24 protein-coding genes are annotated in these 25,748 nt (G+C 71.2%); 22 read left to right on the top strand and 2 right to left on the bottom strand.

Going from position 1 to position 25,748, the window contains the following annotated elements; all coding sequences use genetic code 11:
* Positions 1-144: 144 nt before the first annotated feature.
* From AB0L25_RS06660 to AB0L25_RS06585, 16 genes are all read left to right on the top strand, one after another.
* Positions 145-1,560: a cytochrome ubiquinol oxidase subunit I gene (locus tag AB0L25_RS06660; protein ID WP_500169339.1), complete on the top strand. Its 1,416-nt coding sequence runs from the start codon at positions 145-147 to the stop codon at positions 1,558-1,560.
* Between the two features lie 25 nt (positions 1,561-1,585).
* Complete coding sequence (gene cydB, locus AB0L25_RS06655; RefSeq protein ID WP_500169337.1) at positions 1,586-2,629, top strand: cytochrome d ubiquinol oxidase subunit II; 1,044 nt, start codon at positions 1,586-1,588, stop codon at positions 2,627-2,629.
* Positions 2,626-4,281: a thiol reductant ABC exporter subunit CydD gene (cydD, locus tag AB0L25_RS06650; protein WP_500169335.1), complete on the top strand. Its 1,656-nt coding sequence runs from the start codon at positions 2,626-2,628 to the stop codon at positions 4,279-4,281. Before cydB ends, cydD begins: the two co-directional genes overlap by 4 nt.
* A complete protein-coding gene (gene cydC / locus AB0L25_RS06645) occupies positions 4,278-6,026 on the top strand; it encodes a thiol reductant ABC exporter subunit CydC (protein WP_500169333.1) in 1,749 nt (582 codons plus the stop codon). Before cydD ends, cydC begins: the two co-directional genes overlap by 4 nt.
* 778 nt (positions 6,027-6,804) lie before the next feature.
* Complete coding sequence (locus tag AB0L25_RS06640) at positions 6,805-8,250, top strand: iron-containing redox enzyme family protein (protein WP_500169331.1); 1,446 nt, start codon at positions 6,805-6,807, stop codon at positions 8,248-8,250.
* A 127-nt stretch (positions 8,251-8,377) separates the two neighbouring features.
* Positions 8,378-8,776 carry a Rieske 2Fe-2S domain-containing protein gene (locus AB0L25_RS06635; RefSeq protein WP_500169329.1) on the top strand — a complete coding sequence of 133 codons (399 nt, stop codon included), beginning with the start codon at positions 8,378-8,380 and terminating at the stop codon, positions 8,774-8,776.
* Between the two features lie 32 nt (positions 8,777-8,808).
* Entirely contained in the window at positions 8,809-9,918 is a 1,110-nt protein-coding gene (locus tag AB0L25_RS06630) for a 50S ribosomal protein L11 methyltransferase (RefSeq protein WP_500169327.1), read from the top strand.
* Complete coding sequence (locus AB0L25_RS06625; RefSeq protein ID WP_500169325.1) at positions 9,915-11,378, top strand: iron-containing redox enzyme family protein; 1,464 nt, start codon at positions 9,915-9,917, stop codon at positions 11,376-11,378. The genes AB0L25_RS06630 and AB0L25_RS06625 overlap by 4 nt, the downstream gene beginning before the upstream one ends.
* On the top strand, positions 11,371-12,468 hold the full coding sequence (locus tag AB0L25_RS06620; protein WP_500169323.1) for a hypothetical protein: 1,098 nt from the start codon (positions 11,371-11,373) through the stop codon (positions 12,466-12,468). Before AB0L25_RS06625 ends, AB0L25_RS06620 begins: the two co-directional genes overlap by 8 nt.
* Positions 12,465-13,724 carry an ATP-grasp domain-containing protein gene (locus tag AB0L25_RS06615; protein ID WP_500169321.1) on the top strand — a complete coding sequence of 420 codons (1,260 nt, stop codon included), beginning with the start codon at positions 12,465-12,467 and terminating at the stop codon, positions 13,722-13,724. Before AB0L25_RS06620 ends, AB0L25_RS06615 begins: the two co-directional genes overlap by 4 nt.
* Positions 13,721-14,971 (top strand): MFS transporter, encoded by a 1,251-nt coding sequence (locus tag AB0L25_RS06610; protein ID WP_500169319.1) that lies wholly within the window; start codon positions 13,721-13,723, stop codon positions 14,969-14,971. The genes AB0L25_RS06615 and AB0L25_RS06610 overlap by 4 nt, the downstream gene beginning before the upstream one ends.
* A gap of 29 nt (positions 14,972-15,000) precedes the next feature.
* Positions 15,001-16,260: an ATP-grasp domain-containing protein gene (locus AB0L25_RS06605; RefSeq protein WP_500169318.1), complete on the top strand. Its 1,260-nt coding sequence runs from the start codon at positions 15,001-15,003 to the stop codon at positions 16,258-16,260.
* On the top strand, positions 16,260-17,531 hold the full coding sequence (locus AB0L25_RS06600; RefSeq protein WP_500169316.1) for a hypothetical protein: 1,272 nt from the start codon (positions 16,260-16,262) through the stop codon (positions 17,529-17,531). Before AB0L25_RS06605 ends, AB0L25_RS06600 begins: the two co-directional genes overlap by 1 nt.
* A 95-nt stretch (positions 17,532-17,626) precedes the next feature.
* Positions 17,627-18,148: a hypothetical protein gene (locus AB0L25_RS06595; protein ID WP_500169314.1), complete on the top strand. Its 522-nt coding sequence runs from the start codon at positions 17,627-17,629 to the stop codon at positions 18,146-18,148.
* A 193-nt stretch (positions 18,149-18,341) separates the two neighbouring features.
* Positions 18,342-19,250 carry a hypothetical protein gene (locus AB0L25_RS06590; RefSeq protein ID WP_500169312.1) on the top strand — a complete coding sequence of 303 codons (909 nt, stop codon included), beginning with the start codon at positions 18,342-18,344 and terminating at the stop codon, positions 19,248-19,250.
* A gap of 935 nt (positions 19,251-20,185) precedes the next feature.
* Positions 20,186-20,923: a hypothetical protein gene (locus AB0L25_RS06585; RefSeq protein ID WP_500169310.1), complete on the top strand. Its 738-nt coding sequence runs from the start codon at positions 20,186-20,188 to the stop codon at positions 20,921-20,923.
* A 3-nt stretch (positions 20,924-20,926) separates the two neighbouring features.
* Here the strand turns inward: AB0L25_RS06585 and AB0L25_RS06580 are convergent, their stop codons facing one another.
* Complete coding sequence (locus tag AB0L25_RS06580) at positions 20,927-21,913, bottom strand: SUMF1/EgtB/PvdO family nonheme iron enzyme (protein ID WP_500169308.1); 987 nt, start codon at positions 21,911-21,913, stop codon at positions 20,927-20,929.
* Between the two features lie 29 nt (positions 21,914-21,942).
* Positions 21,943-22,722, bottom strand: coding sequence for an aminotransferase class IV family protein (locus AB0L25_RS06575; RefSeq protein WP_500169306.1), 780 nt, complete (start codon positions 22,720-22,722; stop codon positions 21,943-21,945).
* A gap of 364 nt (positions 22,723-23,086) precedes the next feature.
* Between AB0L25_RS06575 and AB0L25_RS06570 the strand changes: the two genes are divergently transcribed.
* The 6 genes from AB0L25_RS06570 (at position 23,087) to AB0L25_RS06545 (ending at position 25,707) form a co-directional block, all read left to right on the top strand.
* A complete protein-coding gene (locus AB0L25_RS06570; RefSeq protein WP_500169304.1) occupies positions 23,087-23,464 on the top strand; it encodes a hypothetical protein in 378 nt (125 codons plus the stop codon).
* On the top strand, positions 23,464-23,688 hold the full coding sequence (locus AB0L25_RS06565) for a hypothetical protein (RefSeq protein ID WP_500169302.1): 225 nt from the start codon (positions 23,464-23,466) through the stop codon (positions 23,686-23,688). The genes AB0L25_RS06570 and AB0L25_RS06565 overlap by 1 nt, the downstream gene beginning before the upstream one ends.
* A gap of 221 nt (positions 23,689-23,909) precedes the next feature.
* Positions 23,910-24,644, top strand: a complete 735-nt coding sequence (locus AB0L25_RS06560) for a GntR family transcriptional regulator (protein ID WP_500169589.1) — start codon at positions 23,910-23,912, stop codon at positions 24,642-24,644.
* A 69-nt stretch (positions 24,645-24,713) separates the two neighbouring features.
* On the top strand, positions 24,714-25,193 hold the full coding sequence (locus AB0L25_RS06555) for a plasmid replication, integration and excision activator (RefSeq protein WP_500169300.1): 480 nt from the start codon (positions 24,714-24,716) through the stop codon (positions 25,191-25,193).
* Positions 25,193-25,504: a hypothetical protein gene (locus AB0L25_RS06550; RefSeq protein ID WP_500169298.1), complete on the top strand. Its 312-nt coding sequence runs from the start codon at positions 25,193-25,195 to the stop codon at positions 25,502-25,504. Before AB0L25_RS06555 ends, AB0L25_RS06550 begins: the two co-directional genes overlap by 1 nt.
* Positions 25,501-25,707, top strand: coding sequence for a hypothetical protein (locus tag AB0L25_RS06545; protein WP_500169296.1), 207 nt, complete (start codon positions 25,501-25,503; stop codon positions 25,705-25,707). The genes AB0L25_RS06550 and AB0L25_RS06545 overlap by 4 nt, the downstream gene beginning before the upstream one ends.
* The last annotated feature ends 41 nt before the right edge of the window (positions 25,708-25,748 follow it).

Genomic DNA, 25,748 nt, shown 5'->3' with positions numbered 1-25,748 from the left:
CCCGTCCGGGCGGGCGTGATCGGGATTACGACGACAGGTAGTACTACAGCTCGTAGTATGTCGTACAGGACGTAGTACTACAGCTTGTAGTAGATAGCCGGGGAGGCCCGCGCATGAGGACGTTCGGCCGGGAGCAGGGTGGCCATGGACACGGTTGACATCGCACGGTGGCAGTTCGGGATCACGACCGTCTACCACTTCCTGTTCGTCCCGCTGTCCATCGGGCTCGTCGCGCTCGTCGCCGGGATGCAGACGGCGTGGGTGCGGACGGGCAAGACCGAGTACCTGCGGGCCACCAAGTTCTGGGGCAAGCTCTTCTTGATCAACTTCGCGATGGGGATCGTGACGGGGATCGTGCAGGAGTTCCAGTTCGGCATGAACTGGTCCGCCTACTCCCGGTTCGTCGGGGACGTCTTCGGCGCGCCGCTCGCGATCGAGGGGCTGCTCGCCTTCTTCTTCGAGTCGACGTTCCTCGGCCTGTGGATCTTCGGCTGGGACCGGCTGCCGAAGAAGATCCACCTCGCGTGCATCTGGATGGTGTCGCTCGGCACGATCCTGTCCGCGTTCTTCATCCTCGCCGCGAACTCCTGGATGCAGAACCCCGTCGGCTACCGCATCGACGAGGCGTCCGGGCGCGCCGAGCTCACCGACTTCTGGGCCGTCCTCACGAACCCGATGCACCTCACCGCGTTCCCGCACACGATCGCGGCGTCGTTCGTCACCGCCGGGATGTTCGTCGCCGGGGTCAGCGCGTGGCACCTGATGCGGCGCAAGCACGTCGAGGTGTTCCGGCCGTCGCTGCGGATGGCGCTCGTCGTCACCGCCGTCGCGTCGATCGCCGTCGCGATCAGCGGCGACATGCTGGGCAAGGTCGTCACCGAGCACCAGCCCATGAAGATGGCCGCCGCCGAGGGGCTGCACGAGACCCAGACCGGGGCGCCGTTCTCGCCCTTCAGCATCCGGACGCCCGACGGCACCGAGGAGATCGTCGGGCTCGAGATCCCCGGGGTGCTGTCGTTCCTCGCCACCGGCGGCTTCGACGGCGAGGTCCAGGGCATGAACGACCTCCAGGCCGCCGCCGAGGCCGAGCACGGCCCGGGCGACTACACGCCGAACGTCCCCGTCACGTACTGGACGTTCCGGATGATGGTCTACATCGGGATGGCCACCGCCGGGCTGTCGCTGCTCGGCCTGTGGCTGACCCGCCGCGGCCGCCTCCCCGGCAACCCGTGGATGTGGCGGATCGGGATGCTGTCGCTCACCCTGCCGTTCATCGCCAGCTCCGCCGGGTGGGTGTTCACCGAGATGGGACGCCAGCCCTGGTCGGTGTACGGGCTGATGCAGACCTCGCAGAGCGTCTCGCCCGGGGTGTCCGCCGGCTCGATGCTGCTCTCCGTCGTCGCGCTGACCGCGCTCTACGCCGTCCTGTTCGTCATCGAGGTCAAGCTGCTCGCCAAGTACGCGAAGGCCGGGCCGCCCACCGAGGACGACGTCGCGCCGGCGCCCGAGGACGGCGACGACGACCACGACGAAGAGCGCGCGCTCGCGTTCGCCTACTGACCTTCGAGCGAAAGGGCCCGCCGTCATGGACTTGACGACCGCCTGGTTCCTGATCATCGCGTTCCTGTGGATCGGCTACTTCTTCCTGGAGGGCTTCGACTTCGGCGTCGGCATGCTGCTGCCGGTGCTCGGCCGCGACGACGTCCGCCGCCGCGTCGTGATCAACACGATCGGCCCGGTGTGGGACGGCAACGAGGTGTGGTTCATCGTCGCGGGCGCGTCGATGTTCGCCGCGTTCCCCGAGTGGTACGCGACCCTGTTCAGCGGCTTCTACCTGCCGCTCCTGCTCATCCTGCTCGCGCTCATCGTGCGCGGCGTCGCGTTCGAGTACCGCGGCAAGCGGGACGACGCCCTGTGGCGCGCCCGCTGGGACCGCGCGATCTTCTGGGGCAGCGTCGTCCCCGCGTTCCTGTGGGGCGTCGCGTTCGCGAACATCGTCCGGGGCGTCCCGCTGGACGCCGACCACGAGTACGCCGGGACGCTCCTCGACCTCCTCAACCCGTACGCGCTGCTCGGCGGGCTGACGACGCTCACCCTGTTCGTCCTGCACGGGGCGGTGTTCGTCGCGCTGAAGACGACCGGGACCGTCCGGACGCACGCCCGGAGCATCGCGCGCGTCGCGGCCGCCGCCGCGCTCGTCGTCGCCGGGTCGTTCCTGCTGGTCACGCAGGTGCAGTACGGCAAGACGTGGACGTGGCTCGCGGTCGCGGGCGCCGCCGCCGCGCTCGCCGGCGCCGCCGCCGCGAACGCGCGCGGCCGCGAGGGCTGGGCCTTCATCGGGACCGGGACGGCCGTCGTCCTCGCCTTCGTGACGCTGTTCGGCTCGCTGTTCCCCGACGTGATGCCGTCCACGATCACCGCCGCGAACGGCCTGACCAAGGAGAACGCGGCGTCCAGCGACTACACCCTCGAGATCATGACGTGGGTCGCGCTGGTGTTCACCCCGATCGTGATGATCTACCAGGGCTGGACGTACTGGGTGTTCCGCAAGCGGATCGGCACCGCGCAGATCCCGCCGGCGAAGACCCCGAAGAAGAAGAGCCCGAAGAAGAAGAGCCCGGTCGGATGAAGCCGCTCGACCCGCGCCTGCTGCGCCACGCCCGCACCACCCGCGTGTTCCTCGCCGCGTCGGCCGTCCTCGGCACCGCCACCGCCGGGCTCGTCATCGCGCAGGCGACGCTGCTCGCCGACATGATCAGCCGGACGTTCCTCGGATCGGCCGACCTCGGCGATCTGCGCACGCCGATGCTGCTGCTCCTCGCGGTCGTCGCGGGCCGCGGCGCCGTCGCCTGGCTCCAGGAGGTGGCGGCGCACCGGTCGGCCGCCGCCGTGAAGTCGCAGCTCCGCGGCCGCCTCCTGGAGCACGCGACCCGGCTCGGCCCCCGCTGGCTGTCGGGCGAGCGCAGCGGCGAACTCGCGACGCTCGCGACCCGCGGCGTCGACGCCCTCGACGGCTACTTCGCCCGCTACCTGCCGCAGCTCATCCTCGCCGTGACGGTCCCGCTGGCCGTGGGCGCCCGCATCCTGCTCGGCGACTGGCTCTCCGCGGTGATCATCGCGGTGACCGTCCCGCTGATCCCCGTCTTCGCGATCCTGGTGGGCCTCGCGACGCAGTGGAAGATGAACCGGCAGTGGCGCACCCTCTCGCTGCTGTCCGCGCACTTCCTGGACGTCGTCGCGGGCCTGCCCACGCTGAAGGTGTTCGGCCGCGCGAAGGCGCAGGCCCGCGGCATCCGCGAGGTCACCGGCCGGTACCGCAAGGCCACCATGTCGACGCTGCGGATCGCGTTCGTCTCCGCGATGGTGCTCGAACTCCTCTCGACGCTGTCGGTCGCGCTCGTCGCCGTGTCGATCGGGCTCCGCCTCGTCGAGGGCGGCATGGCCTTCGAGACCGCGCTGCTGATCCTGATCCTCGCGCCGGAGGCGTACTTCCCGCTGCGCCAGGTCGGCGCGCAGTACCACGCGAGCGTCGAGGGCCTCACCGCCGCCGGACGCATCTTCGAGGTCCTCGAAACCCCCCTGCCGGAGGCCGGCACGGACACCCGCGTCCCGGACGTCCGCGGCGCCACGATCCGCCTCGACGGCGTCACCGTCGCCTACCCGGAACGCGACGCGCCCGCCCTCGACGCCTTCTCCCTCACGATCCACCCGGGGGAGACCGTCGCCCTCACCGGCCCGAGCGGCTCGGGGAAGTCGACGCTGCTGAACGTCCTCCTCGGCTTCGCCCGGCCCGACGCGGGGCGCGTCCTCGTCGACTGGGCCGACCTCGCCGACCTCGACCCGGACGCGTGGCGCCGCCACCTCGCGTGGGTGCCGCAGCGCCCGCACCTGTTCGCCGGGACGATCGCCGCGAACATCCGCCTCGGCGACCCGGACGCCACCGACGAGGCGGTGCGGGACGCCGCCCGCGCGGCGAACGTCCTCGAGTTCGCCGACGACCTCCCCCGCGGCCTCGACACCCCGCTCGGCGAGCGCGGCGCGGGCCTGTCGGCGGGACAGCGGCAGCGCGTCGCGCTCGCCCGCGCGTTCCTGCGGGACGCGCCGCTGCTCCTGCTGGACGAACCGACCTCGGGCCTCGACGCGGAGAGCGAGGCCGCCGTCATCGAGGCCGTCCGCCGCCTCACCGCCGACCGCACGGTCGTCCTCGTCGCCCACCGCCCCGCCCTCGCCGCCCTCGCCGACCGAGTCGTCCACGTGGAACCGGCGGAGGTGGCGGCGTGAACGGGCCGATCTGGCGGCTGATCAGGCTCTCGCGGCCCGTGCGGGGGCGGTTGGTCGTTTCCGTCGTGTTCGGGGTGCTCGCGCTCGGGAGCGGGGTCGCGCTGATGGGGACGTCGGCGTGGCTGATCTCGCGGGCGGCGCAGCATCCGCCCGTCCTGATGCTGATGGTCGCGATCGTGGCGGTCCGGGCGTTCGGGATCGGGCGCGGCGTGTTCCGGTACGTGGAGCGGCTCGTCGGGCACGACGCGACGTTCCGGATCCTCGCCGACCTGCGGGCCCGCGTCTACGAGCGGCTGGAGCGGCTCGCCCCGGCGGGGCTGCCCGCGTTCCGCGGCGGCGACCTGCTCGCCCGGCTCGTCGACGACGTCGACGCCGTCCAGGACCTCTACCTGCGGACGCTGCTGCCGTGCGCGGTCGCGGCGGTCGTCGGGGGCGCGTCGGTCGGGGTGGCGTGGGCGCTGCTGCCCGCCGCCGGGGCCGTGCTGCTGGCGACGCTGCTGGCCGCCGGGCTCGCCGCCCCGTGGCTGTCGGCGGCGGTCGCGCGGCGGGCGGAGCGGCGGACGGCCGACCTGCGGGGCGAGCTGGCGTCGCACGTCGTCGACACGCTGCACGGGGCGCCCGAGCTGATCGCCTACGGCGCGGCCCCGGCGCGGCTCGCGGAGGCCGCCCGGATCGACCGGGAGTTCACCCGCGCGACGGCCCGGTCGGCGGGGACCGCCGGGCTGGGCGCGGCGCTGTCGGCGCTCGCGGGCGGGCTCGCCGTGTGGGGCGGGCTCGCGACCGGCGTCCCGGCGGTGCGGGACGGGACGCTCGACGGGGTACTGCTCGCGGTCGTGGTGATGCTGCCGCTCGCCGCGTTCGAGGTCGTCAACGGACTGCCGCTCGCGGCGCAGTACCTCGAGCGGGTGCGGGCGTCGGCGGCGCGGGTGTTCGCCGTCCTGGACGGGCCCGAACCCGTGCGGGACCCGGACGAGCCGGTGCGGCTCCCGGACGGCCCCCACACGGTTCGCGTGACGGACCTGCGCGCGCGCTGGACGCCCGACGGGCCGTGGGCGCTCGACGGCGTGTCGCTCGACCTGCCGCCCGGACGCCGCGTCGCGGTGGTGGGCCCGAGCGGTTCGGGCAAGACGACCCTCGCGTCCGTGCTGCTGCGGTTCCTCGAACCGGCGGACGGACGGGTGACGCTGAACGGCACGGACGTCCGCGACCTCGCGGGGGACGACCTGCGCACCGTCGTGGGGCTGTGCGCGCAGGACGCGCACCTGTTCGACTCGACGATCGGCGAGAACGTCCGGCTGGCGCGGCGCTCGGCGAGCGAGGAGGAAATCCGGGACGCGCTGCGGCGGGCGCGGCTGCTGGAGTGGGTCGACGCGCTGCCGTCGGGCCTGGACACGCGGGTCGGGGAGCACGGCGCGCAGGTGTCGGGCGGGCAGCGGCAGCGGATCGCGCTGGCCCGCGCGCTGCTGGCCGGCTTCCCGGTCCTGCTGCTGGACGAGCCCGCCGAGCACCTCGACACCGAGACGGCCGACGCGCTGACCGCCGACCTGCTGGCGGCCACGGAGGGACGCACGACGCTGCTCGTCACGCACCGGCTCGCGGGCCTGGACGCCGTGGACGAGATCGTCGTGCTCGACCGGGGCCGGATCGCCGATCGCGGCACGCACGCCGAACTCGCGGCCCGTCCGGGGATCTACCGGTCGATGTGGGAGCGGGAGCGCGCCGCCCCGGCGATCAGCGTGCCGTGACCGGGACCGGCGCCAGCCGGTCGATCTCCCGGCCCAGCGTGAGCACCATGGCGTCGAACGCGGGGACGCCGTGGCGCCGATGCTGCGGCCCTCGTCGTCCAGGAGGCGTCCCACCCGCTTCACCCACTTCAGCGTCACCGACTGCTCGACGATCGCGGGAGACGTACCTCGCGGGGGAGCGGGTCCACGCCGCCTGACGGGAAAACGGTCGGCGTTATGGTCGGGCCGTAATGCGGACGCGCGACCGGTGCGGCCGCCGGACCCGGGCGATCGCCCCCGCCCGCTGACCGCATCCGGACACCGATCCGGGCCGACCGACACCCGGACCGGACGCCCGCCGCGTCCCCGCCCGCGCCCGTGCGCCGCACGCGGCGCCCGTCCGTCCGGTCCGCGCCGCCCGGTCGCTTGATCATCGGCCGCCGAGGTCAGGCCGGTCGGGCCCGCGTTCCGGCGCCGCGACCCGCCCGCGGCGCCGCACCGCCCGGCCGCCCCACGCCGAACCCGGCCGGATCGTCAAGAGGCACGCCGAGTGCCCGCCCGGCGTGCGGCCCGTCACACTCCGTTCATTGATCGCCTCGAAGACCGCTGTTAACGTTCCGGCCGACCGATCCATTGGTCTTTCACAACGAGGTGAGGGGACCGCCGCGGTGATCAACCACTTATAGGTTCGCGTATCCGCGAATCATGAACCGTTTGACACGCACCGGGCCGACACAATCGGCCCCGTACACCTTTCGCTACACCCATCCACGCGTAGTCAGGTGAACGGTACAACTAAATGACAATCCAATCTCAGGTCACCCCTGCCGGAGAGCGGGCCGGCGGACCCCTGGGAGAGCGGCTCCTCGCGTTCGCGCGCGGCCCGCTGTTCCGCGGTGACGCCCGGGTCCTGCACGCCCCCAACCCGTACCGCCGGGCGCTCGCCCCCGACACCCTCGCCGCCGGCGACTTCGCCCGGCCGCTCGACGCCGCGGCGCCGTCCGCGCACCGCGCCCTCGCCGCGCACCGGCTGCTCGGCACCTTCTACGAGGCCGAGACCGTGCTGCTCCCCGAAGGGGGCCTCGCGCCGCTGCACGACGACTTCGACCGCTTCTACGGCGAGGACCTGCGCGAACTCCGCGAGAGCTCCCTCTCCGAGCTGGAACGCCTCGCGTTCGGCTGCCTCGCCGGCGCCGTCGACGTCAGCGGCGCCGACACCGTCGACGTCCTCGACGCCTACTTCCGGCACGTCGTCGCCGAGGCCGCGACCGGCCCGTCCCCCGCGCTCGCCGCCGTCGCCGCCGCGCACGACCGCCGCACCGCCGCCGACCTGTACCTGGTGCAGCTCGCCCTGGACGGCCTCACCGAGGCGTCCGCGATGTCGCGCAACCTCGCCGGCGCGTACGGGCCCGAGCAGTCCGCCCTGTTCAAGATCTTCATCGACGAATTCGGGTACGGCGTCCACGACGCGAAGCACACCACGATCTTCGCCAAGATGCTGCGCAGCCGCGCCATGGCGACCCATGTGCACGCGTACTGGAACTTCTATCTCGCCGGGCCGCTCGCCACGAACAACTATTACTACTACCTGTCCCGCGACCATGCGAAATTCTTCCGATACGCGGGCGCGGTGACCTATGCGGAGGCCGTTTTCGCCCCCGGATTCGTGGAAATGGTCAAGGTCTTCCGCGACATCTTCGGCGACGCCGTCGACCTGCACTACTGCGACGAGCACGCGCACATCGACGAGCACCACGGCCGCATCACCCGCGAGCAGGTCCTGCTCGCCCTCGCCGACCGGCACGGCCCCCGCGTCGTCCCCGAGCTGCTCCGCGGCGTCGCCGAGGCCCGGCTCGTCGGCGACTGGTTCGAGGCGGACACCGCCGCGCAGATCCGCTGGTCCGACGACCTCACCCGGTACCGCGGCCTCGCCGCGGACGCCCGCACCGCGCGCGGCGCCGAACCGGACCGGATCGTCCTGGCCCCGGACGCGCCCTTCGGCACCCGCACCCGCGACGGCGACGTCGTCCTGGAGATGGCCGCCGGGGAGGCCGACCTCGTCACCACCCCGACCGGGCCGCCCGAACGGCTCGCGCGCGGCGACGTGCTGCTCGTCCCCGCCGGGCGCCTCCACGGCCTGCGCGCCGTGACGCCCGAGGCCGTCTGCCTCGCCCACCCCGTCGACCGGCCCGTCGACCGGCCCGCCGCACAACCCGCCGAACGGCCCGTCGACCGCGACGGATGACCCGCCACGCTCCCCCGCGCGCCTGAGAGCGCGCCCCTCCCGTTCCACCCGCGCCCGGACGGGCGGCGGCCCGCGCGTGCCCGCCCCCGCCCGCCTCCGCGCGCGCCGATCACTCGAAGAGGAGCCGATGGCCCGCGTCATCGTCATCGACCTGAGCCGGCACAACACCCTCTACGTCGGCCACGACCGGTACTTCGTCCTGCGCGCGGGCGGCCCGCCGCTGCTCGTCCGCGACCACTGCCCCCACCGCGGCGGCCCGCTCTCCCTCGCCCGCCCCACCCCGGACGGGCGGCGGCTCGCCTGCCCGTGGCACGGCACCCGGGTCGGCGTCGCCGCCGTCCGCCGCGGCTGCCTCCCGATGGTGCGCACCGGCGACGAGGCCGTCGTCGTCCTCCCCGACGGCACGGCGGACGACACGCCCGTGTCCGTCCTGCACAAGGAGGTCCTCGCGAACCTCCCGCCCGGCCCCGACCCGGACGCGAGCCCCGACCCGGACGCGAGCGATCGGGAGCCCGCATGCCGCTGACACCGTCCACCCCGAGCCCGGGAGGCCCGGCCGTGACCCTCACCCGTGACACCGCGACCGCACCCGAGACCGCGCCCCCGATCGCCGCCCCCGCCACCGACGCCCCCGCCATCAACGTGGCCGAGTTCCTCGCCTGGGGGAGCGACCTCCACGACCAGGGCCGCTACGAGGACGCCGCCCGCGCCTACCGGCTGATCCTCGGCGTCGACCGGCACAACCAGGAGGCGCTGCTCGGCCACAACCGGGCCGTCCGGCACGCCGTGCCGCGCTGGCACTGGGAGATGCTGCACGACGAGGAGCGCGCCGAACGCTACGACCACGCGATCCGGCAGGCCGTCGCCGCGAACCCGGACGCGCTCGTCCTCGACATCGGCGCCGGCTCGGGACTCCTCGCGATGATGGCCGCCCGCGCCGGTGCCCGCGGCGTCGTCGCCTGCGAGGGCCAGCCGGCCGTCGCCGGGGCCGCCGTCGAGGTCGTCCGCACCGCCGGATACGACGACACGGTCCGGGTCGTCCCGAAGATGTCGACCCGGATGACCGTCCCCGGCGACCTGCCGCGCCGCGCCGACCTGCTCGTCACCGAGATCGTCGACTGCGGGCTGCTCGGCGAGGGCATCCTCGGCACCATCGCGCACGCCCGCGAGCACCTGCTCGCCCCGGACGCGACGATCATGCCGTACCGAGCCCGCGTGTACGCGCAGCTCGTCGAGAGCGTCCACCTGCACCGCAAGAACCACGTCGGCAAGCTGCACGGCTTCGACCTCGCGCCCTTCAACCGGCTGTCGACGCTCGAGTACTTCGACTCCCGGCTGCACCGCCACGAGCACCGCGCCCTGTCCGAGCCGGTGCCGGTCTTCGACTTCGACTTCCGCACCGCCGACGCGTCCCCGCAGCGCACCGAGCTGCTCGTCCGGCCCACCTCCCCCGGACGGCTGCACGCCGTCGCGTTCTGGTTCGAGATGGACCTCGTGCCCGGCGTCACGCTGACGAACGCGCCCGGCGTCGAGTCGCACTGGAAGCAGGCGATCCAGTGCCTGCCCGTCCCGCCGCTGGTCCAGCCCGGCGACCCCGTCGCGGTGACCGCGCTGCACGACGGGCGGCACATCCGCTTCGAGGTCCCGCCCGCCGAGGAGACCGCATGACGATCAGCGACACGACGAGCACCGGCACGACGAGCACGGACACGACGAGCACGGACACGACGAGCACGGACACCGGGCGGTCGTCCGCGCTCGCCGCCTACTGCGCGCAGCCGATCTTCCGGCCGGGACCGGACGTCTACATCACCGGCAATCCCTACCGGCGGCCGATCGGCGCGATCGACGCCCTCGCCGGCCACACCGTCCCCGCCACCCTCGCCGAGTTCCTCGGGCCGGGCCAGCTCGCCGCCGGGCGGATCCTGTGCAACGCCTACGAGAGCGACATGATCCTCCTCCCGGCGGCCGGGCTCGCCACCGCCAAGGACGACTTCGACCTCTTCTACGGCGACGAGGTGCGGCGGCTCCGCGACGCCGTCCGCCCCGGGCTGGAACGCTACGCGTTCGCGTTCCTCGACGACGCCGTCCCGGCCCCGCCCGTCCGGACCCTCGACGACCTCCAGGAGTACTTCCTCGCCGAGGTCGGCGGCGCGGGCGCCCCCGCCGACGCGTCCGGCGTCAACCCGGCCGTCGACGCGTCCGCGCCGGTCGGCGGCACCATGCGGGCGATCGTCGAGTGCCGGCACCCGGAGGAGGCCGCGAACCTGCACCTCATCCAGCTCGCGCTGGACGCGCTGACCGAGGCGTCCGCGATGGCCCGCAACCTCGGCGGGTCCTACGGCGCCGAGCAGTCCGAACTCTTCAAGATCTTCAACGACGAGTTCGGGTACGGCGTCTACGGCGCCAAGCACAGCACGATCTTCAAGGAGATGCTCGCCAGCGTCGGCCTCCGCACCGACCTGCACGCGTACTGGAACTTCTACCTCACCAGCTCCCTCATCGGCGTCAACTACTTCAACTGGCTCACCGAGGACCACCGCGGGATGTTCCGCTACATGGCGGCGGTGACCTACCTGGAGTGGCTGTTCGCCCAGGGCTTCGCCGACACCGGCGTCATGCTCCGCGCCGTCTACGGCGACCGCGTGGACGCCAAGTACTGCGACGAGCACGCCCACATCGACGTCCACCACGGGCGCATGACCTACGAGAACCTCCTCCTCGGGCTGGCGCGCGCGCACGGCGAACTCGTCATCCCCGAACTCGTGCGCGGCATCGAGGACACCAAGCTCCTCCTCCGCCTCGGCGACGAGGACTTCCGCGCCCAGATCGCGTGGGCCGACACCCTCGACGCCCACACGAACCCCCCGGTCGCCGCACGCGACGACGCGTCCGTCACGACCCTGCGCCCGGACGACCCGTTCACCACCGGCGTCCACGACGCCGACCGGCTCATCGAGGTCGAGGACGGCGCCGTCCACGTGCACGCGTGGGCCACCGAGCGCCCGCACCTGCTGGAGAAGGGCGACGTCCTGCACGTCCCCGCGCACCGCCTGCACGGCCTCAAGGCCGCATCGACCCGCGCCCGCGTGTCCGTCCGGACCGCCGAAAGGACCCACGATGCCTGAACCGTCGCCCGTCTCGTCCTACAACGAGTGGGACCCGCTCGAAGAGGTCATCGTCGGCGTCGTCGACGGCGCCGCCGTCCCGCCCTGGCACCCCGCCGTCGAGGCGACCGTCCCGCCCGAGGCGTGGGACTTCTACCGGCGCAACGGCGGCGGCCCCTTCCCCGCCGACCAGGTCGACGCCGCCCGCGAGGAGCTCGACGGCTTCGCCGCGATCCTCGAGGCCGAGGGCGTGACCGTCCGGCGCCCCGACCCCGTCGACCAGTCCGCCGCGTTCGGCACCGCCGACTGGTCGTCCACCGGCGGCTCCTCCCACACCTTCCCCCGCGACATCGCGCTCGTCGCCGGCGACCAGATCGTCGAGGCCACCATGGGCTGGCGGTCCTACTACTTCGCCACCCACCCCTTCCGGACGATCTTCAAGGACTACTTCCGGCGCGGCGCCCGCTGGGTCGCCGCCCCGAAACCCCAGCTCACGGACGCGTCCTACAACCCCGGCTACGCCGCCGCGAAGCCCGCCGCCCCCGACCCCGCGAACCCGTTCCCGCCCGAGACGTCCGTCATCACCGAGTTCGAGCCGATCGTGGACGCCGGCGACTTCATGCGCTTCGGCCGCGACATCCTCGTGCAGCGCAGCCACGTCACGAACCGCTTCGGCATCGACTGGGTGCGCCGCCTCCTCGGCGACGAGTTCCGCGTCCACGAGGTCGCGTTCCTCGACGACCACCCGATGCACCTCAACGCCACGTTCGTCCCGCTGCGCCCCGGCCGCGTCCTGATCAACCCCGAGCGGGTGCGCGAACTGCCGGAGATGTTCGCCGGCTGGGACACCGTCGTCTGCCCCGAACCCGCCATTCCCGCCGACCAGACGATGTACTTCTGCAGCCGCTGGATCGCGATGAACACCCTGATGCTCGACCAGGACCGCATCTTCGTCGAAGCCCGGGAGACCGAACTCCTCCGGCTCCTCGAGAAGGAGGGCTTCACCCCCATCCCCGTGCCGTTCCGCACGGTCAACACCTTCGGCGGCGGCTTCCACTGCGCGACCTTGGACGTCCGCCGCCGCGGCCCCCTGGAGGACTACTTCGCATGAGGCAAGACGATTCGGCCAGGGAACGCCCGCTTCTGCTCCTGATCGCGAGCAGCTACTCGGTGTACCGCGCCTACATCCTGGAGTCGGTGTCCGCCCGGTACCGGATCTGGCTGCTGAACCCGGCGCCGCCCACCTGGGAAGACCCCTACATCGCCGGGCACACGGTCGTCGACTGCCTCGACCTCGACAAGCTCACGGCGGCCGCGCGGGACGTGGCGCGCGACCACGACGTCGCGGGCGTGTTCTGCTACGACGAGGTGTACATCGAGACGTCCGCGCACCTGTCGGCCGCGCTCGGCTTCCCCGTCCTCGACCCGGACGCCGTCGCGCGGTGCCGCGACAAGTACGCGACGCGCGCCGCGCTGCGGGCCGCGGGCCTGCCGCAGCCCGCGTCGCTGGCCGTCTCCACTCTGGACGACGCGCGCGCGTTCGCCGACCGGATCGGCTACCCCGTCATCCTCAAGCCGCGCAACCTCGGCGGCAGCATGGGTGTCCGCAAGGTCCACGGACCGGACGAACTCGACGCCGCGTTCGCGCTGACCGACGGGGTCCGGATGGGCGGCATCCGGCAGTTCGACGACTACGTGCTCGTCGAGGAGTTCCTCGAAGGCCCCGAGGTCGCGATCGAGTGCGTCCTGCACCGCGGGACGTGCACGCCGCTGATCGTCGCCCGGAAGGTCCTCGGGACCGGCCGGATGGCGTTCGAGGAGATCGGCCACGACGTCGACGCCGCCGACCCGCTGCTGCACGACCCGGACATGCGGGACGCGCTGCGGCGGGCGCACGAGGCGGTCGGGTTCACCGACGGGTACACGCACATCGAGTTCAAGCTCACGCCGGACGGCCCGCAGGTCGTCGAGATCAACGTGCGGCTCGGCGGCGGGATGATCCCGTACCTCGGGCTGCTCACGTCCGGGGTGGACGCGCCGCTCGCGGCGGCCGACGTCGTCGCGGGCCGCGCGCCGACCGTGGTGTTCCGCGGGCCGCCGCGCGCGGCGTCCGTCCGGTTCGGGTACCCGGCGCACGACATGGAGATCACGTCGGCGGCGGTGCGGGAGGAGCTCGTCCGGCCGCCGATCACGGAGGTCCGGGTGGCGGTGGAGCCCGGCATGCGGATCCGGCTCCCACCGTACGGGCTGGCCCGCAGCGGCTACGTCATCGCCGTCGGCGACACGCTCGCCGAGACCGGCGCGGCCGCGGCCGACGCCGACCGGTTCTTCACCTTCACCGGCACCCCGCTGGAGCCGGCGACGTGAGCACCCCCGGGAAGGCCGCCGCGCCGCCGACGATCATCGCCACGCTGCGGCAGATGAACGGGACGGTCCGCGTCCTCGTCCTCGGCAACCTGATCAGCAACCTCGCCGCGTTCCTCAACGCGTTCCTGGTGCTGTACCTGACGGACCGCGGGTTCTCCGCCTGGCAGGCCGGCGTCGTGCTGACCTCGCTGATGATCGGCCGGATCTCCGGCTCCGCGGCGGGCGGCGCCGCCGCCGACCGGTTCGGCTACCGGCGCGTCATCATCGGGTCGATGGCCGGCACCGCCGTGCTGACCGCCGCGCTCGTCCACGTCCCGAACATGTGGGTGGGCGCCGCGGTCGCCGCCGGCGCCGGGCTGACCGCGCAGGCGTACCGTCCGGCGGCGATGGCGTGGGTCGTCGAGCTCACGCCGGAGGACCGGCACGTCATGGTGTTCGCGGTCCTGCGGCTGACGTTCAACGTCGGCGCGACCCTCGGGCCGCTCGGCGCCGCGCTGCTGCTGGCGTACTCGTCCTACGACGCCCTGTTCTACGTCGACGCGGCGACGTCCCTCGCGTTCGGGATCGTCGCCTACCTGGTGCTGAAGGGCGACCCCGAACCCGGCGGCGGCGACGCCGCGGCCGGCGGGCGCGGCGGCTACCGGGCGGTCGCCGGCGACCGCCGGTTCATGCTGGTCGTCCTCGGCCTCTTCCTGACCGCCGTCGCCTACATCCAGGGGTCGGCCGCCCTCCCGCTGTACGTGACGGGCAACGGGCACGGCGAGCAGGTGTACGCGGCGCTGCTCACCGTCAACGGCGCCATCGTGATCGTGTTCGAGGTGCTGCTGTCGAAGTGGACGCAGCGGCTCCCGATCGGGCTGCCGATGACGATCGGGATGGCCGTCCTCGGCCTCGGCCACCTGCTCTACGCCGGGCCGACGCCCGTCGCGCTCCTCGTGCTCGCGACGGTCGTGTGGACGTTCGGGGAGGTCATCGCCGCGCCGTCGATGATGGCCTACCCCGGCCTGGTCGCCCCGCCCGCGCTGCGGGCCCGCTACATCGCCGCCGCGACCGTCCCCCAGCAGGCCGGGTACGCGCTCGGCCCGATCATCGGCGTCGCCGCGTGGCAGGCGTGGGGCTCCGGGGTGTGGGTGCTCACCGGGGCGTGCGGGCTGGCCGCCGCCGCGTGCGTCGCCGCGGGCGCGGGCACGGCGCGCCGCCGTCCCGCCGCCGCCGAGAAACCGGACCTCGCCCCGGCCGCCGAATGAACACATCAACCGAACGAAGGTGGAACCCCATGGACAAGCCGGTCGTCGCGATCGTCCGCCCCTTCACCTCGGCGGCGATGGTCGCCCCCGCGCTGCGGCGGGCGGGCTTCAGCCCGGTGGCCGTGATGGACTACGCGGGGCCCTCCCTCGGCCCGCTGCACTCCTCGCACGACCCCGCCGACTACGACGCCGTCATCAACCACCACGGCGACATCGACGCGACCATCGCCCGGCTCGGCGCGCTGAAGCCGATCGCCGTCATCCCCGGCGTCGAGGCGGCGCTGCAGGAGGCGCAGCGCCTCTCCGACGCGCTCGCCCCCGCGTTCTCCAACGACCCCGCGCTCGTGGACGCCCGCCGCCACAAGTACCTCATGCACCGGGCCCTCGCCGACGCCGGCCTGCCCGTCCCCAAGCAGATCTGCACCACCGACCCGGCCGCCGTCGCCGCCTGGATCGACCGCGAGGGACTCGCCGGCCGCGACCTCGTGATCAAGCCGCCGACCAGCGCGGGCACCGTCGGGGTGAGCCGCGCGCCCGGCGGCGAGGGCTGGCGCGAACGGTTCGACGCGATGCTCGGCAGCCGCGACAAGCTCGACGTCGTCGCCGAGGAGGTGCTCGTCCAGGAGCAGCTCACCGGCGTCGAGTACGCCATCGACACCGTCAGCCACGACGGGCGGCACTCCATCACCGACATCATCAAGTACCGGCGGGTGCCGTACGGCGAGGGCATCGCCGTGTACGACTCCGTCGAGTGGCTGCCCTACGACACCGACGAGTACGGCGAGCTGATCGACTACGGGCTCTCCGCGCTCGACGCCGTCGGGCTGCGGAACTGGGCCGCCCACACCGAGATCATGATGACCCCGGACGGGCCGCGGCTGCTGGAGGTCAACGCGCGCCTCGCCGGCGCCGGCAACCCCGCCGTCACCGAGATCGCCACCGGCGAGAGCCAGGTCACCCGCATCGTCGACGTCTGCCGGGGCCTCGGCCCCGAACTGCCGCCCGGCTACACGCTGCACCGCAACGTCATGGCCGTGTTCCTGATGTCGCACTCCACCGGGATCGTCCGCAACGCCGAGATCTACGACGCGGCCCGCGAGCTGCCCAGCTACCACTCGCCCGTCCACCTCGTGAAGACCGGCGACCACGTCGACGCCAGCACCGACCTGTTCGCCAGCATGACGATGGGCTACATCATCCTCGCCCACGAGGACTCCGCGCAGGTCCACGCCGACCGGGAGGCCATCCGCGCCATCGAGAAGGAGCTCGACGTCGAGGCCGACGCCTGATGGTCACCCACAAGTACCTCGACGCCTGCGCCGCCGACCCAGCGCTCCGCGACGCCGTGGCGTCCGCCGACCTCCCCGAGACGTACGCCGCGGCCTGGCGGAAGTACCTGCTGCCCCGCCCGATGTTCTGCGCCGAGGACGGGATCCGCCGCGCCGCCGACGACCTCGCCCGCCTGTTCCGCCTGCTCACCTCCCTCCCCGACCGGCTGTTCGGCGGGGACGTCCGCGCGTTCTGCGGCGCCCTCGGCATGGACGAGCACCGCACCGGCATCATGACCCGCTTCTCCGGCGAACCCGTCCTGTACGGGCGCGCCGACATGTACCAGGACGCGTCGGGCTACCGGCTGATGGAGTTCAACGTCGGCAGCGAACTCGGCGGCGTCGACGTCGGCGACCTCAACCGCGCCCTGCTCGCCACCGACGCGTTCGGCGCGTTCGCCGCCGACCACGGCCTCGCGCACGTCGACACCCCCGCCGCCATCGCACGCCAGTTCGTCCGGGCCACCGGCAAGGACGACCCGGTCGTCGCGACCCTCGAAGGCGTCGGCGGCATCGCCCCCTACGAGGCGATGCACCGCTCGTTCCAGGCGTCCATGCGCCGCCACGGCATCGACCTCGTCTACGGCGACGTCGACCAGGTCCAGACGCGGAACGGCCGCCTCCACCTGCACGGCAAGCCGATCGACCTGGTCCTGCGCTACTACACCCCGAACCAGATCGCGCGGGACGACCGCAACGTGCGCCCCGCCGAAACCGTCCAGCGCGCGCACGAGGACGGCCGCGTCGTCCTGTGGACGCCCGTCTCCAACGGGATGTTCGCGTACAAGAGCTGCCTCGCGCTGCTCTCCGAAGCCGACCTCGCGCCCGGCGAGCGCGCCCTCGTCGACCGCGTCCTCCCCTGGACCCGGCACCTCACCCGCGACCTCGCCGAGTTCGTCCGCGCCGAACGCGACACCATGATCCTCAAGCCGGTCGCGGGCCTGGGCGGCCACGGCATCCGCACCGGCTGGGACCAGACCGACCGCGAATGGGCCGAAACCGTCGCCGAATGCCTGCGCGAACCGTACATCGCGCAGCGCCGGATCGTCCCGAACCGCGAACCGGTCATGGACGCCGGCGGCCGGGTCACCGACTGGACCGCCGTCTGGGGCGTCTTCGCGTTCCCCGACGGCTACGGCGGCGCGTTCTGCCGCACCGTGCCCGCCGGCGGCGGATCCGTCGTCAACATCGGCGCCGCCGGCGCCCGCGTCGCGTCCGTCTTCCACCACTGACCGCGCCCCGGGGGTCGATCGACGACCCCCGGGGATCGGCGTCGACGGCCCCTGCGACGTCCTCGTGGGGCGGCCGCCGTCGTAAGATCACCGGAATGTCCCCCCAACTCCTCGGCCTGCTCGTCGGCTCGGGTTTCGGCACCGCGTTCGTCCTCGCGAACGCCGGCGCGCCCGTCCCGGGCCCCCTCGGGATCGCCCTCCGCATCGCGGCGGTCCTGTGCCTCGCCGCGGTGATCGTCACCGGCTTCCGCACGGACCGCCGCAAGGTAGGCCCCGCCGACCCCCCGCCCGCATGGTTCGGCCCCAAGTTCGGCCTCGTCGTCCTGGCCGAGTTCGCGCTGATCTTCGGCGGCATCGCCGTCCTCCGCGCCCTGGACGCCCCGACCCAGTGCAACGTCGCCTGGATCGCCATCATCGTCGGCCTGCACTTCGTCGCCCTCGCACCGATCTGGAAGCGCACCGCCATCGCCGTCCCGGGCGCCCTCCTGACCGCCCTCGGCGCCGCGGGCATGATCATGGCCGCGCTCTCGCACGTCGACTGGATCCCCTTCGTGAGCGGCGTCCTCTCCGGCGCCGTCCTCCTCGGCGGCTCCCTCCACGGCGCCACCCGCCGCTAGCGCCCGATCCACCTGCACACGTCCCGCGGTGAACTCATCGGGCCGGGCGCCCAGCGTCGCGCACCGGCCACCCGCGAGACCTGCAATGGACACGTTCTCCAATAAACACTTCCGTACACTTGGGCTCTTGAGGCCCTAACATGGCTGTGCACATCGAACGTTTCCCCAGAACAGGAACAGTTCGGGAGAATAGATGCAGACTCGGCCGAATCCAGGGTCGGCGACCACGGCGGAAGAGTTCCTGGAAGCACTCCGGCACCTGCGTGCCTGGGCCGGTCAGCCCTCGCTGCGCACCCTGAACACGCTCGGCGGAACCGACCCCGACTCGGGCGAACCGCCCGCCGACCTCCTGCCGGTGAGCACGCTCTCCGACAACCTCGCCGGCAAGCGACTGCCCAACCCGCCCCGCCTCCCCTTCGTCGTCGCCTTCGTCACCGCGTGCATGCGCGCCCACGGCCCGCACCCCCCGGACGAGGTGGCCCACGAAACAGACCGCTGGACCCAGGCGTGGCTCGCCCTCTCACCCGCCCAACAACCCGCCGAAAGCACCCCCGCCACCGAGGACACCGTCCTGGTGGACGCACCCGCTCCAGACGTCACCCTCGTGAGCGACACGCCCGCTCCGGAAGACGCCGCCACCGACGGCGGCGTCGCCCGGGACCCCGCTCCCGCACCCCCGACCCGGAAGCGGACGAAACGGCGGCTGCCCGTCATGGCGTGGCTCCTGGGCGTGGCCACCGGCGCGGCCATCGTCGGCCTGATCACGCTCGCCACCACCGACGCACCGCCGCAGCGCCCCACCGCCTCCACCGAGAGCACGGACGTCGCGCCCACGCCCCGAACGCCCCCACCCCCCACGCAGGCACAACCGTCCCCGTCGGCTTCGACCAGCAGCACACCGGTATCCGACTACAAGACACGAACCGATTCGCCTGCGAAGCCCGCACCCACGCCATCCCCGTCCGCCTCGAAACGCCCGTCGTCCACCCCGAGCAGCCCAGCACCGAGCAAGGCCCCGTCGAATTCGCCGCCCCCGGTCCCCTACCCGTCCTACTACGACAGCTGGAAGTCGTTCGTCCCCACCTTCTCCCCCCGCCCATAACGCAGGGCGGCCTCATGGGAACGCACCAGCTCGGCACCAAGCCGACCACGGCAGAAAAGGCGGATACGGTAACGCCCCCGCCAGAGGCACACGTCCACCGAGAACACATTCGCCACCCCATCGGGCACGCAAGGGCACGCCCGGAGACCCGGTGATGGAGTGGACAACGGCAAGCCACCTTGAATGAGGCTGAGGCGCTTGCCCGCTGAAGAAGAAGGCCGCGAAGCGATCGGGCAGGAACCGGGCACGGACGCGGAAGAGCCGAGCCCGACAGACAAGAGCCCAGGTCAGGGCTCAACTCCTGGCCTGGGCTTTGCGGTGGGTGGAGCCTAGGGGATTCGAACCCCTGACACCCGGCTTGCAAATCCGCGTGCTCACCCGTGATCAAGCCGCTGACCTCAACGAACCATGATCCCCAAGTGACCGCAGTTGCCCCCTGGCGCCCGCCCCTAATCGCACGCTAATCGCACGGCGCCCTCGCACCCACCTGCACAGACGCACCCACGTTCCGAAGTGCTTCTTCGCGCGAAAGACCCCGACCCGGCAAGGGCGGCATCGCGCGAAGGAGTACTTCGGCGCGCGGGGGTCCATGGGGGTCGCGAGACCCCCTGGTAAGCGCACGCTCAATCCCGTGGGGACACAGCGACCGTCAGCCGGGCGGCGGCGCGACCCCATGGCGGCGGCTGGCCGGGAGCGAACGCCCGGCAGCGCGGCGCGCGGCCGTCCCGGGCCGCCGGTCGGTGACCGGCGCCCACGCCGCACGCGCCGACCGGCGGAGCCGGGCGGCCGTAACGGCGCCGCAAGCGCCGCCGCCCCTTGATCCCAAACAGCCAGATTCGGCAAGTTCCTACTGTCGGACCGAGGGTGCTGGCGCTCACACCGCTCCCATCTAACGAACAGCTGCTTCCCAGGCGTCGTTGCTGCATAATGCCGTCATGGCGGAGTTGCTGGATACACAGCTAATTAGCTATGCGATCGCCGGCCGGATGACATTGCCAGCGAATACGATGATCACATCGGTGACCGCACACGAGTTGCTGTTAACGCAAGGCAAAAGAACTACGCAGAACAGATATTACATACCACTCTTCAAAGGTGAAGATGAAGTTGAATGGAAAAATTACATTCACATTCATAAAGATATACCACGCCCTCATCGCGGAAGAATCGGCAGAGGGGCAACAGATCGACTGATCTTCGACTTCTCCGGCGACCACCCCACGGTAGTCGAATATTCACACGTCGCCATCTCGTCCGCACTGAACACCGGCAAGCACAAACTACTTTCAGCCCAAGCCAGGGCTTTAAGCAAGAAAGAATGTCGCACTATAGATAGGCGTCTGAAATTCATACAGGAGCACGACATAAAATGCATACCCCTCGGAGAGCGCACAGCTGCGACCGCCCTTAAAATGTTCGCACATTTCGTCGACAATTATACGCTTAAAAGCAATTTTAGAAACAGCCTCAATGATATCTTGAGCTTTGCGATCGCCGTTGCGGATGGACACACTTTGGCCACGGAAGACGATCTATTGGGCAGGTTCATGGCGGACTTTCACGCCAGCAAGGACGACAATCCGCTAACTTCACCGACCGGCAAACATTTGAAAGGAAGTAAGGAATCAAAGGGTTTCGTGAATCGCCCCTGGGCGGTGAGGCGATCACGGTAGCCTTCAACTCTTCATGTTGAGAAGAGCGCGCATCGTTTCGGCGGGGGTTACGGTGCGGAAGCTGGTGTCGTCGTCCCACATGTCAGCGCTGGCATCGTTGAAGGCGGAGGGTGTGCAACGGAGGAAGGGGCTTGTGAACGCGCTGCCCTTCAGTTCGTAGCGGCCTGGGTCGGTTTCGGTGGAGCACCATTCCCAGGTGTTGCCGCACATGTCGTAGATGCCGTAGGGGCTGACGCCGCTGGCGTAGCGGTCTACGGGGGTGGTGCTGCGGATGCCGTGTTCGCGGCAGTTGCACTTGGCGGGGGTGCGCTGGCTGCCCCATGGGTAGATGTCGCCTCGGGTTCCTCGGGCGGCCTTCTCCCACTGCTGGCTTGTGGGGAGGGTCTTCGCGGACCATTGGGCGTAGGCGGTGGCGTCGTGCCAGGTGACGAATACGACCGGGTGGTCTAGCTGGTCCGCGGGGGGCTTGCCGTTCTCCCAGTGCTGCGGCGGCTTGTGGTCGGTGGCCGATAGGAAGCGGGCGTAGTCGGCGTTGGTGGTCGGGAAGACGTCCATGTAGAACGCCGGTACGTAGACCGGTTCGTTGTCCGTGCCTGCGAAGAACACTCCGGCCTCGACCAGCGTCATGAGCTTGCCGTCCACGGGGTGCCGCACCTGGTTCTCGTCGCCGACGGGAATCGTGTCCTCGTCGGTGGCGCTAGGTGTGGGTTCTTCGGGCATGAACTTCTCCTGAGTGGTGGGGGCCGGCAAGGTGAGTCCGAGCATGTCGGCGAACCTGGCGTGCGCTTCGGCGTCGGAGGCGGCAAGCGAGGAATCTAGGGCGGATTGGTTGACCGGCCGGGGCGTGATGTCTTCGCCTCCGGCCTCCCACTTGGAGACCATGCGTTCGCTGACGCCGAGGTGTCCGGCGAAATCGCGGATGCTCATGCGCTTGGCCTCGCGCAGGGCTCGGATTTCTCGGCCGGTCCAGCGCTGAACCGTGGTTGTCATCTCGGGGGCTCCGGGGGTGTCGGGTGCCGCTAGAGCGATTCTCCGGGGATCTCGCCGTATTCCTTGCGTAGATCATCGAGCATGGGATGCTCGGCCGGGAACTCGACGTCATTGATTGCGCTGATCGCCCGGACGCCGATTGAGGTGTTGGTGGCGAACGCTGCTTGCATGCGGGGCAAGTCCGAGACGTTGACCGGTGCCAGGGATGTCCGGTCGTGAACCTGCTGGAGAAGGCGCATGGTCACGCCAGGCAGAACCTCGGCGTTCGGCCAAATCACCTGTTCGCCGTCGTAGAACCCGATGTTCCACGTGGCGCCCTCGGAGACGTAGGACTCGGGGTCGAGGAACAGGGCGTCGTCATACCCGTCGAGCTGGGCGTTACGACGGTGGCGTAGGGCGCCGAACAGGCCGACGTGCTTGACCTCGGGGAGGTCGCGGACGTAGCTGGCGGTCTGGACGCGCATCGGTGCGGGCGGCATGGGGCCGGCTGACCGGGTCGTGACGAGGATCTGCGGTTCGGCCTTCACACCCGGGCGGCCCAGCTCTAGGGCGGGGTCGAACACCGTCACGCGGACGACGAACGATCCGTCTCGTCCTGCGATGGCCTGGGCGACGAGTTCCCGCACCCGGTCGCGGTCCAGCTCGGCTGCGAAGAGAACACGGCAGTCTCGAACGAGTCGTTCGAGATGGTGCGAAAGGCCGCGAATCTGCTGTTCATCGACTCGCATTGAGGTGAAGTGACCGTAGTTGACGAGCGCAAGCACCTGAAGTTGTTCAGGGGTGGCCGGTGCGCCGTTCAGTTCCGCCATGGCCTCAGTTTGGCAGCCTCTGAACCGGTGCCACATCCCTGGGTGCAGTGAAAGTTCGGTGCTGAGGCAGGGGCGGGACATGGGAACTTCCAAGATCCACTAGCAGCCTTGAAGGCATGGAAGAGACGCGAACGGCTGCTGAGTGCTCCCGCTGCGACGGACGGGGATGGACCTACGTCCACCCTCGTCGCGCCGTGCTGGTCGGACCGTCGGGGTTCGGTGGCGCGCTCGGGCCGACGCGCTCTCCCTGCGTCGCGTGCTCCTCCGATCGGGGGACGTGCGCGGCGTAACTCAGGCTGCGGGACCGGTGGCCAATGGTGAGAGGGGGCATCGGTCCCGCCTTCGTTTCTAGGGAGGTGGGGCCATGACGGGCAGGGTGATGGCCAGAGAACGCGCGGAGGTGTGGCGTCCGGCCGCCTTGGCACTGGTGCACGCGCTGACGGCTCGTGATCTGGTCGCGCAGGTGTGGGGGCATGGGGCCGTTCGGGCGGAGAACCCGGCGGGCGAACCCGAGGACGGGAACCCGCAGGGGCAGTTGATGCACCCAGGGTTGCGGCAAGAGGTCGTGTGCCGTGACCGTAACGGCGTGCTCTGGTGGTGGTGGGTCTGGTCGGGGCCGACCCGCCAGTCTCCGAACGAACTGGAGCCGCTGTGCCCGATCACCGATGCGCAGACGGCTGCTGACCGGCTCGCGCGGGTGCTGGCCGTGCCGTTCGCTGGCTCGCCGGACGGCGGCGCGTGATGAGCACAGCTCCGGGCGTGCTGTGGGAGGCGCCGCCTCGGCGGCTGGCCGCTGCCCGGATCGAACGGGAGTTCTCGGGCGTGTGGGCGTGGTTCGGGGAAGCCACGGGTTCGTGGTGGGCGATGGTGCGCCTTCCGAGCGGTCCGCGGTTGGTGGAGGCCGTCAGCCCCGAGGAACTGCGGAAGGCGATCGTGTACGCGCGCGGCTGGCCCTGGGTGAGGTGATCGGCGGCCTTCGATCGGGTCGCGCGGAGTGTCCTGCGAAGGCTCTGACGGACCCTCGGAACCCTTCTTGGAGGGCTTTCCGGGGGTCCGTCATCGTGTCTTCCCTGGTGGCGGGTGGTGTGATGTTCGCCGGGATGGCGTGACGGCTGCGTCTGCGGCGGCTACAGTGCCAGCAGAGATGCACTCAAGCGGTCGAGTGTCAGAGTCGTCAGGTGGTCAAGATGTCGAGCTTGGAGTTCGAGCCCCCGAAGTACGCGCGGGTCGTCCTGGAGATCCGGCGCCGGATCGAGAACGGGGACTACCCGGCCGGTTCGATGCTGCCGTCTGAGTCGCAACTCGTGCGAGAGTTCGCGGTCGGCCGTACGACCGTGGTGCGGGCCTTGCAGATGCTCCAGCAAGACGGGTGGATCACCCGTGAGCACGGGCGTGGGTCGTTCGTGAAGGGGCGTCCCGGTCCTGAGGTGCGGGCCAGTCGTCCCGGCTTGGCGCTCCTCGATCAACCGGAATCGCTGGAGGGGATCACCCTCGTCCACGTCGGGTTGGTCGAGCCTCCGGCACCGGTCGCCGCGTTGTTCGGGTCGAACGGCGGGGGCCGGCTGCTCGCTCGGCGGTGGGTCGTCGTCCGCGATGGGATCGCCTCGGAGTTGGTGACGTGCTGGTTCCCGCAAGAGCTGGCGTACGGGACCGACCTGGACAAGGCCGAGCCGTTGCGGGTGGGCCTGCGCGCTCATCTGCGGACGGTCAAGGATCTGCGGCTCGACCACATCGCCGAACGGCTCACCGCCCGTCTTCCTGAAGGCGATGAACCCGAGCTGCTCAAGATCCGTGAATCCGCGCCGGTGCTCTCGATCCTGGCGACCATGCACGATGCCGCCGACGTCCCGCGATTCGCGGCCGAGGTCGTGATGCCGGGATCGCTGCATGAGCTGGAGGACGTCTACAGCGTTCCGAGCTGACGCGGCCATGTGACCTAGGTCACTCACTTAATCACTTGTTCGGTCAAGTTGTGGAGGTACTCTCTAGGCATGCGCACTCGACCGGACAAGCGGTCGGGTGGATGGCTGGAGGTGGTCCGCATGGCGGTGCAGGGTCCGTTCAAGGTGGCGTTCGGGGACGTGTTCCCGTTCGGGGCGTTCGTCAAGGGCGGCGTCGAGCCGGTCCGGGACTTCGACCGGTCGTCCCGTGAGAACTTCGTGCAGGCTCGCGACAAGGAGACGGGCGAGCTGGTGTGGTCGGTGGAGGTGCTGGACGCCGACCCCGAATCCAAGGGGACGTTCAAGGTCAAGCTGATGGCGCCGGTTCAGCCGGTGATGCCGGAGGCGCCGAACGGGTTCCCGTTCGTGCCGGTGGAGTTCGACGGGCTGACGGTGACGCCGTACGTCAACAGCCAGAACAACCGGCTGGCGTACTCGCTGAAGGCGGCGGGGATGCGGGCGGCCGGTACGGGCAAGGCCGCGCCTTCGGGGTCGGGTGCGGGTCGTGCGGCCGGTAAGGACGCGGCCTGATGCGCTCCTACAGCTACACCACGGTGGTGGTCGAGCCGGACGGGACGGCGCGGACCTCGGTGAACGTGTACCCGGACGAGTCGTTGCGGGTGCTGTGCACCACGGGCGGTCCCCGGGCTCAGATCTCATTGGATCACGCGGGCGCGTCGGTGCTCATCGTGCCGACGAACGCCGAAGCTCCGACCGCTGAAGACGTTCGGGCGGCGCGCAAGCTGGCCGAGTCGTTCGCGGTGTACGCGGCCGAGGTCGAGCGGCTTCACGCGACGAGCGTCGACGGGGCGTCCGGCACGGGTGAGGGGCGTGCGGCATGAACGTCTTCGCGCTGCTCGTCCTGGCCGTGGTGGTCCTGGTCGGTGCCGGTGCGGCCGGTCTGCGGCTGCTGGTCGAACTGGCCGAGCGGCGGCGGGGCGTGCGGTGGGCTCACACCCTGGCGCGGTTCTGCGGTGACGGCGGGTGCCGGGTGTGCCGGTCGCGGTCGCTGTCGGCCGAGAACCCTCGCATCGTCCCTGGCTGATCTGGGTGGGGCGGCTGGAGCTGGTACCTCCGGCCGCCCCG

This window comes from Spirillospora sp. NPDC052242, from assembly GCF_040679555.1.
GTDB lineage: Bacteria > Actinomycetota > Actinomycetes > Streptosporangiales > Streptosporangiaceae > Spirillospora.
This window is presented reverse-complemented; position numbering and strand designations above follow the sequence as displayed.

Bases quoted from the DNA above. Each gene is read 5' to 3' on its own strand.
- AB0L25_RS06595 (WP_500169314.1), top strand. From the start codon at position 17,627: ATGTCCCCCCAACTCCTCGGCCTGCTCGTCGGCTCGGGTTTCGGCACC.
- AB0L25_RS06620 (WP_500169323.1), top strand. From the start codon at position 11,371: ATGCCTGAACCGTCGCCCGTCTCGTCCTACAACGAGTGGGACCCGCTC.
- AB0L25_RS06555 (WP_500169300.1), top strand. From the start codon at position 24,714: ATGCGCACTCGACCGGACAAGCGGTCGGGTGGATGGCTGGAGGTGGTC.
- cydB (WP_500169337.1), top strand. From the start codon at position 1,586: ATGGACTTGACGACCGCCTGGTTCCTGATCATCGCGTTCCTGTGGATC.
- AB0L25_RS06570 (WP_500169304.1), top strand. From the start codon at position 23,087: ATGACGGGCAGGGTGATGGCCAGAGAACGCGCGGAGGTGTGGCGTCCG.
- AB0L25_RS06545 (WP_500169296.1), top strand. From the start codon at position 25,501: ATGAACGTCTTCGCGCTGCTCGTCCTGGCCGTGGTGGTCCTGGTCGGT.
- AB0L25_RS06590 (WP_500169312.1), top strand. From the start codon at position 18,342: ATGCAGACTCGGCCGAATCCAGGGTCGGCGACCACGGCGGAAGAGTTC.
- AB0L25_RS06625 (WP_500169325.1), top strand. From the start codon at position 9,915: ATGACGATCAGCGACACGACGAGCACCGGCACGACGAGCACGGACACG.
- AB0L25_RS06605 (WP_500169318.1), top strand. From the start codon at position 15,001: ATGGACAAGCCGGTCGTCGCGATCGTCCGCCCCTTCACCTCGGCGGCG.
- AB0L25_RS06585 (WP_500169310.1), top strand. From the start codon at position 20,186: ATGGCGGAGTTGCTGGATACACAGCTAATTAGCTATGCGATCGCCGGC.
- AB0L25_RS06560 (WP_500169589.1), top strand. From the start codon at position 23,910: ATGTCGAGCTTGGAGTTCGAGCCCCCGAAGTACGCGCGGGTCGTCCTG.
- AB0L25_RS06600 (WP_500169316.1), top strand. From the start codon at position 16,260: ATGGTCACCCACAAGTACCTCGACGCCTGCGCCGCCGACCCAGCGCTC.
- AB0L25_RS06640 (WP_500169331.1), top strand. From the start codon at position 6,805: ATGACAATCCAATCTCAGGTCACCCCTGCCGGAGAGCGGGCCGGCGGA.
- AB0L25_RS06565 (WP_500169302.1), top strand. From the start codon at position 23,464: ATGAGCACAGCTCCGGGCGTGCTGTGGGAGGCGCCGCCTCGGCGGCTG.
- AB0L25_RS06550 (WP_500169298.1), top strand. From the start codon at position 25,193: ATGCGCTCCTACAGCTACACCACGGTGGTGGTCGAGCCGGACGGGACG.
- AB0L25_RS06660 (WP_500169339.1), top strand. From the start codon at position 145: ATGGACACGGTTGACATCGCACGGTGGCAGTTCGGGATCACGACCGTC.
- cydD (WP_500169335.1), top strand. From the start codon at position 2,626: ATGAAGCCGCTCGACCCGCGCCTGCTGCGCCACGCCCGCACCACCCGC.
- AB0L25_RS06615 (WP_500169321.1), top strand. From the start codon at position 12,465: ATGAGGCAAGACGATTCGGCCAGGGAACGCCCGCTTCTGCTCCTGATC.
- AB0L25_RS06575 (WP_500169306.1), bottom strand. From the start codon at position 22,722: ATGGCGGAACTGAACGGCGCACCGGCCACCCCTGAACAACTTCAGGTG.
- AB0L25_RS06580 (WP_500169308.1), bottom strand. From the start codon at position 21,913: ATGACAACCACGGTTCAGCGCTGGACCGGCCGAGAAATCCGAGCCCTG.
- AB0L25_RS06635 (WP_500169329.1), top strand. From the start codon at position 8,378: ATGGCCCGCGTCATCGTCATCGACCTGAGCCGGCACAACACCCTCTAC.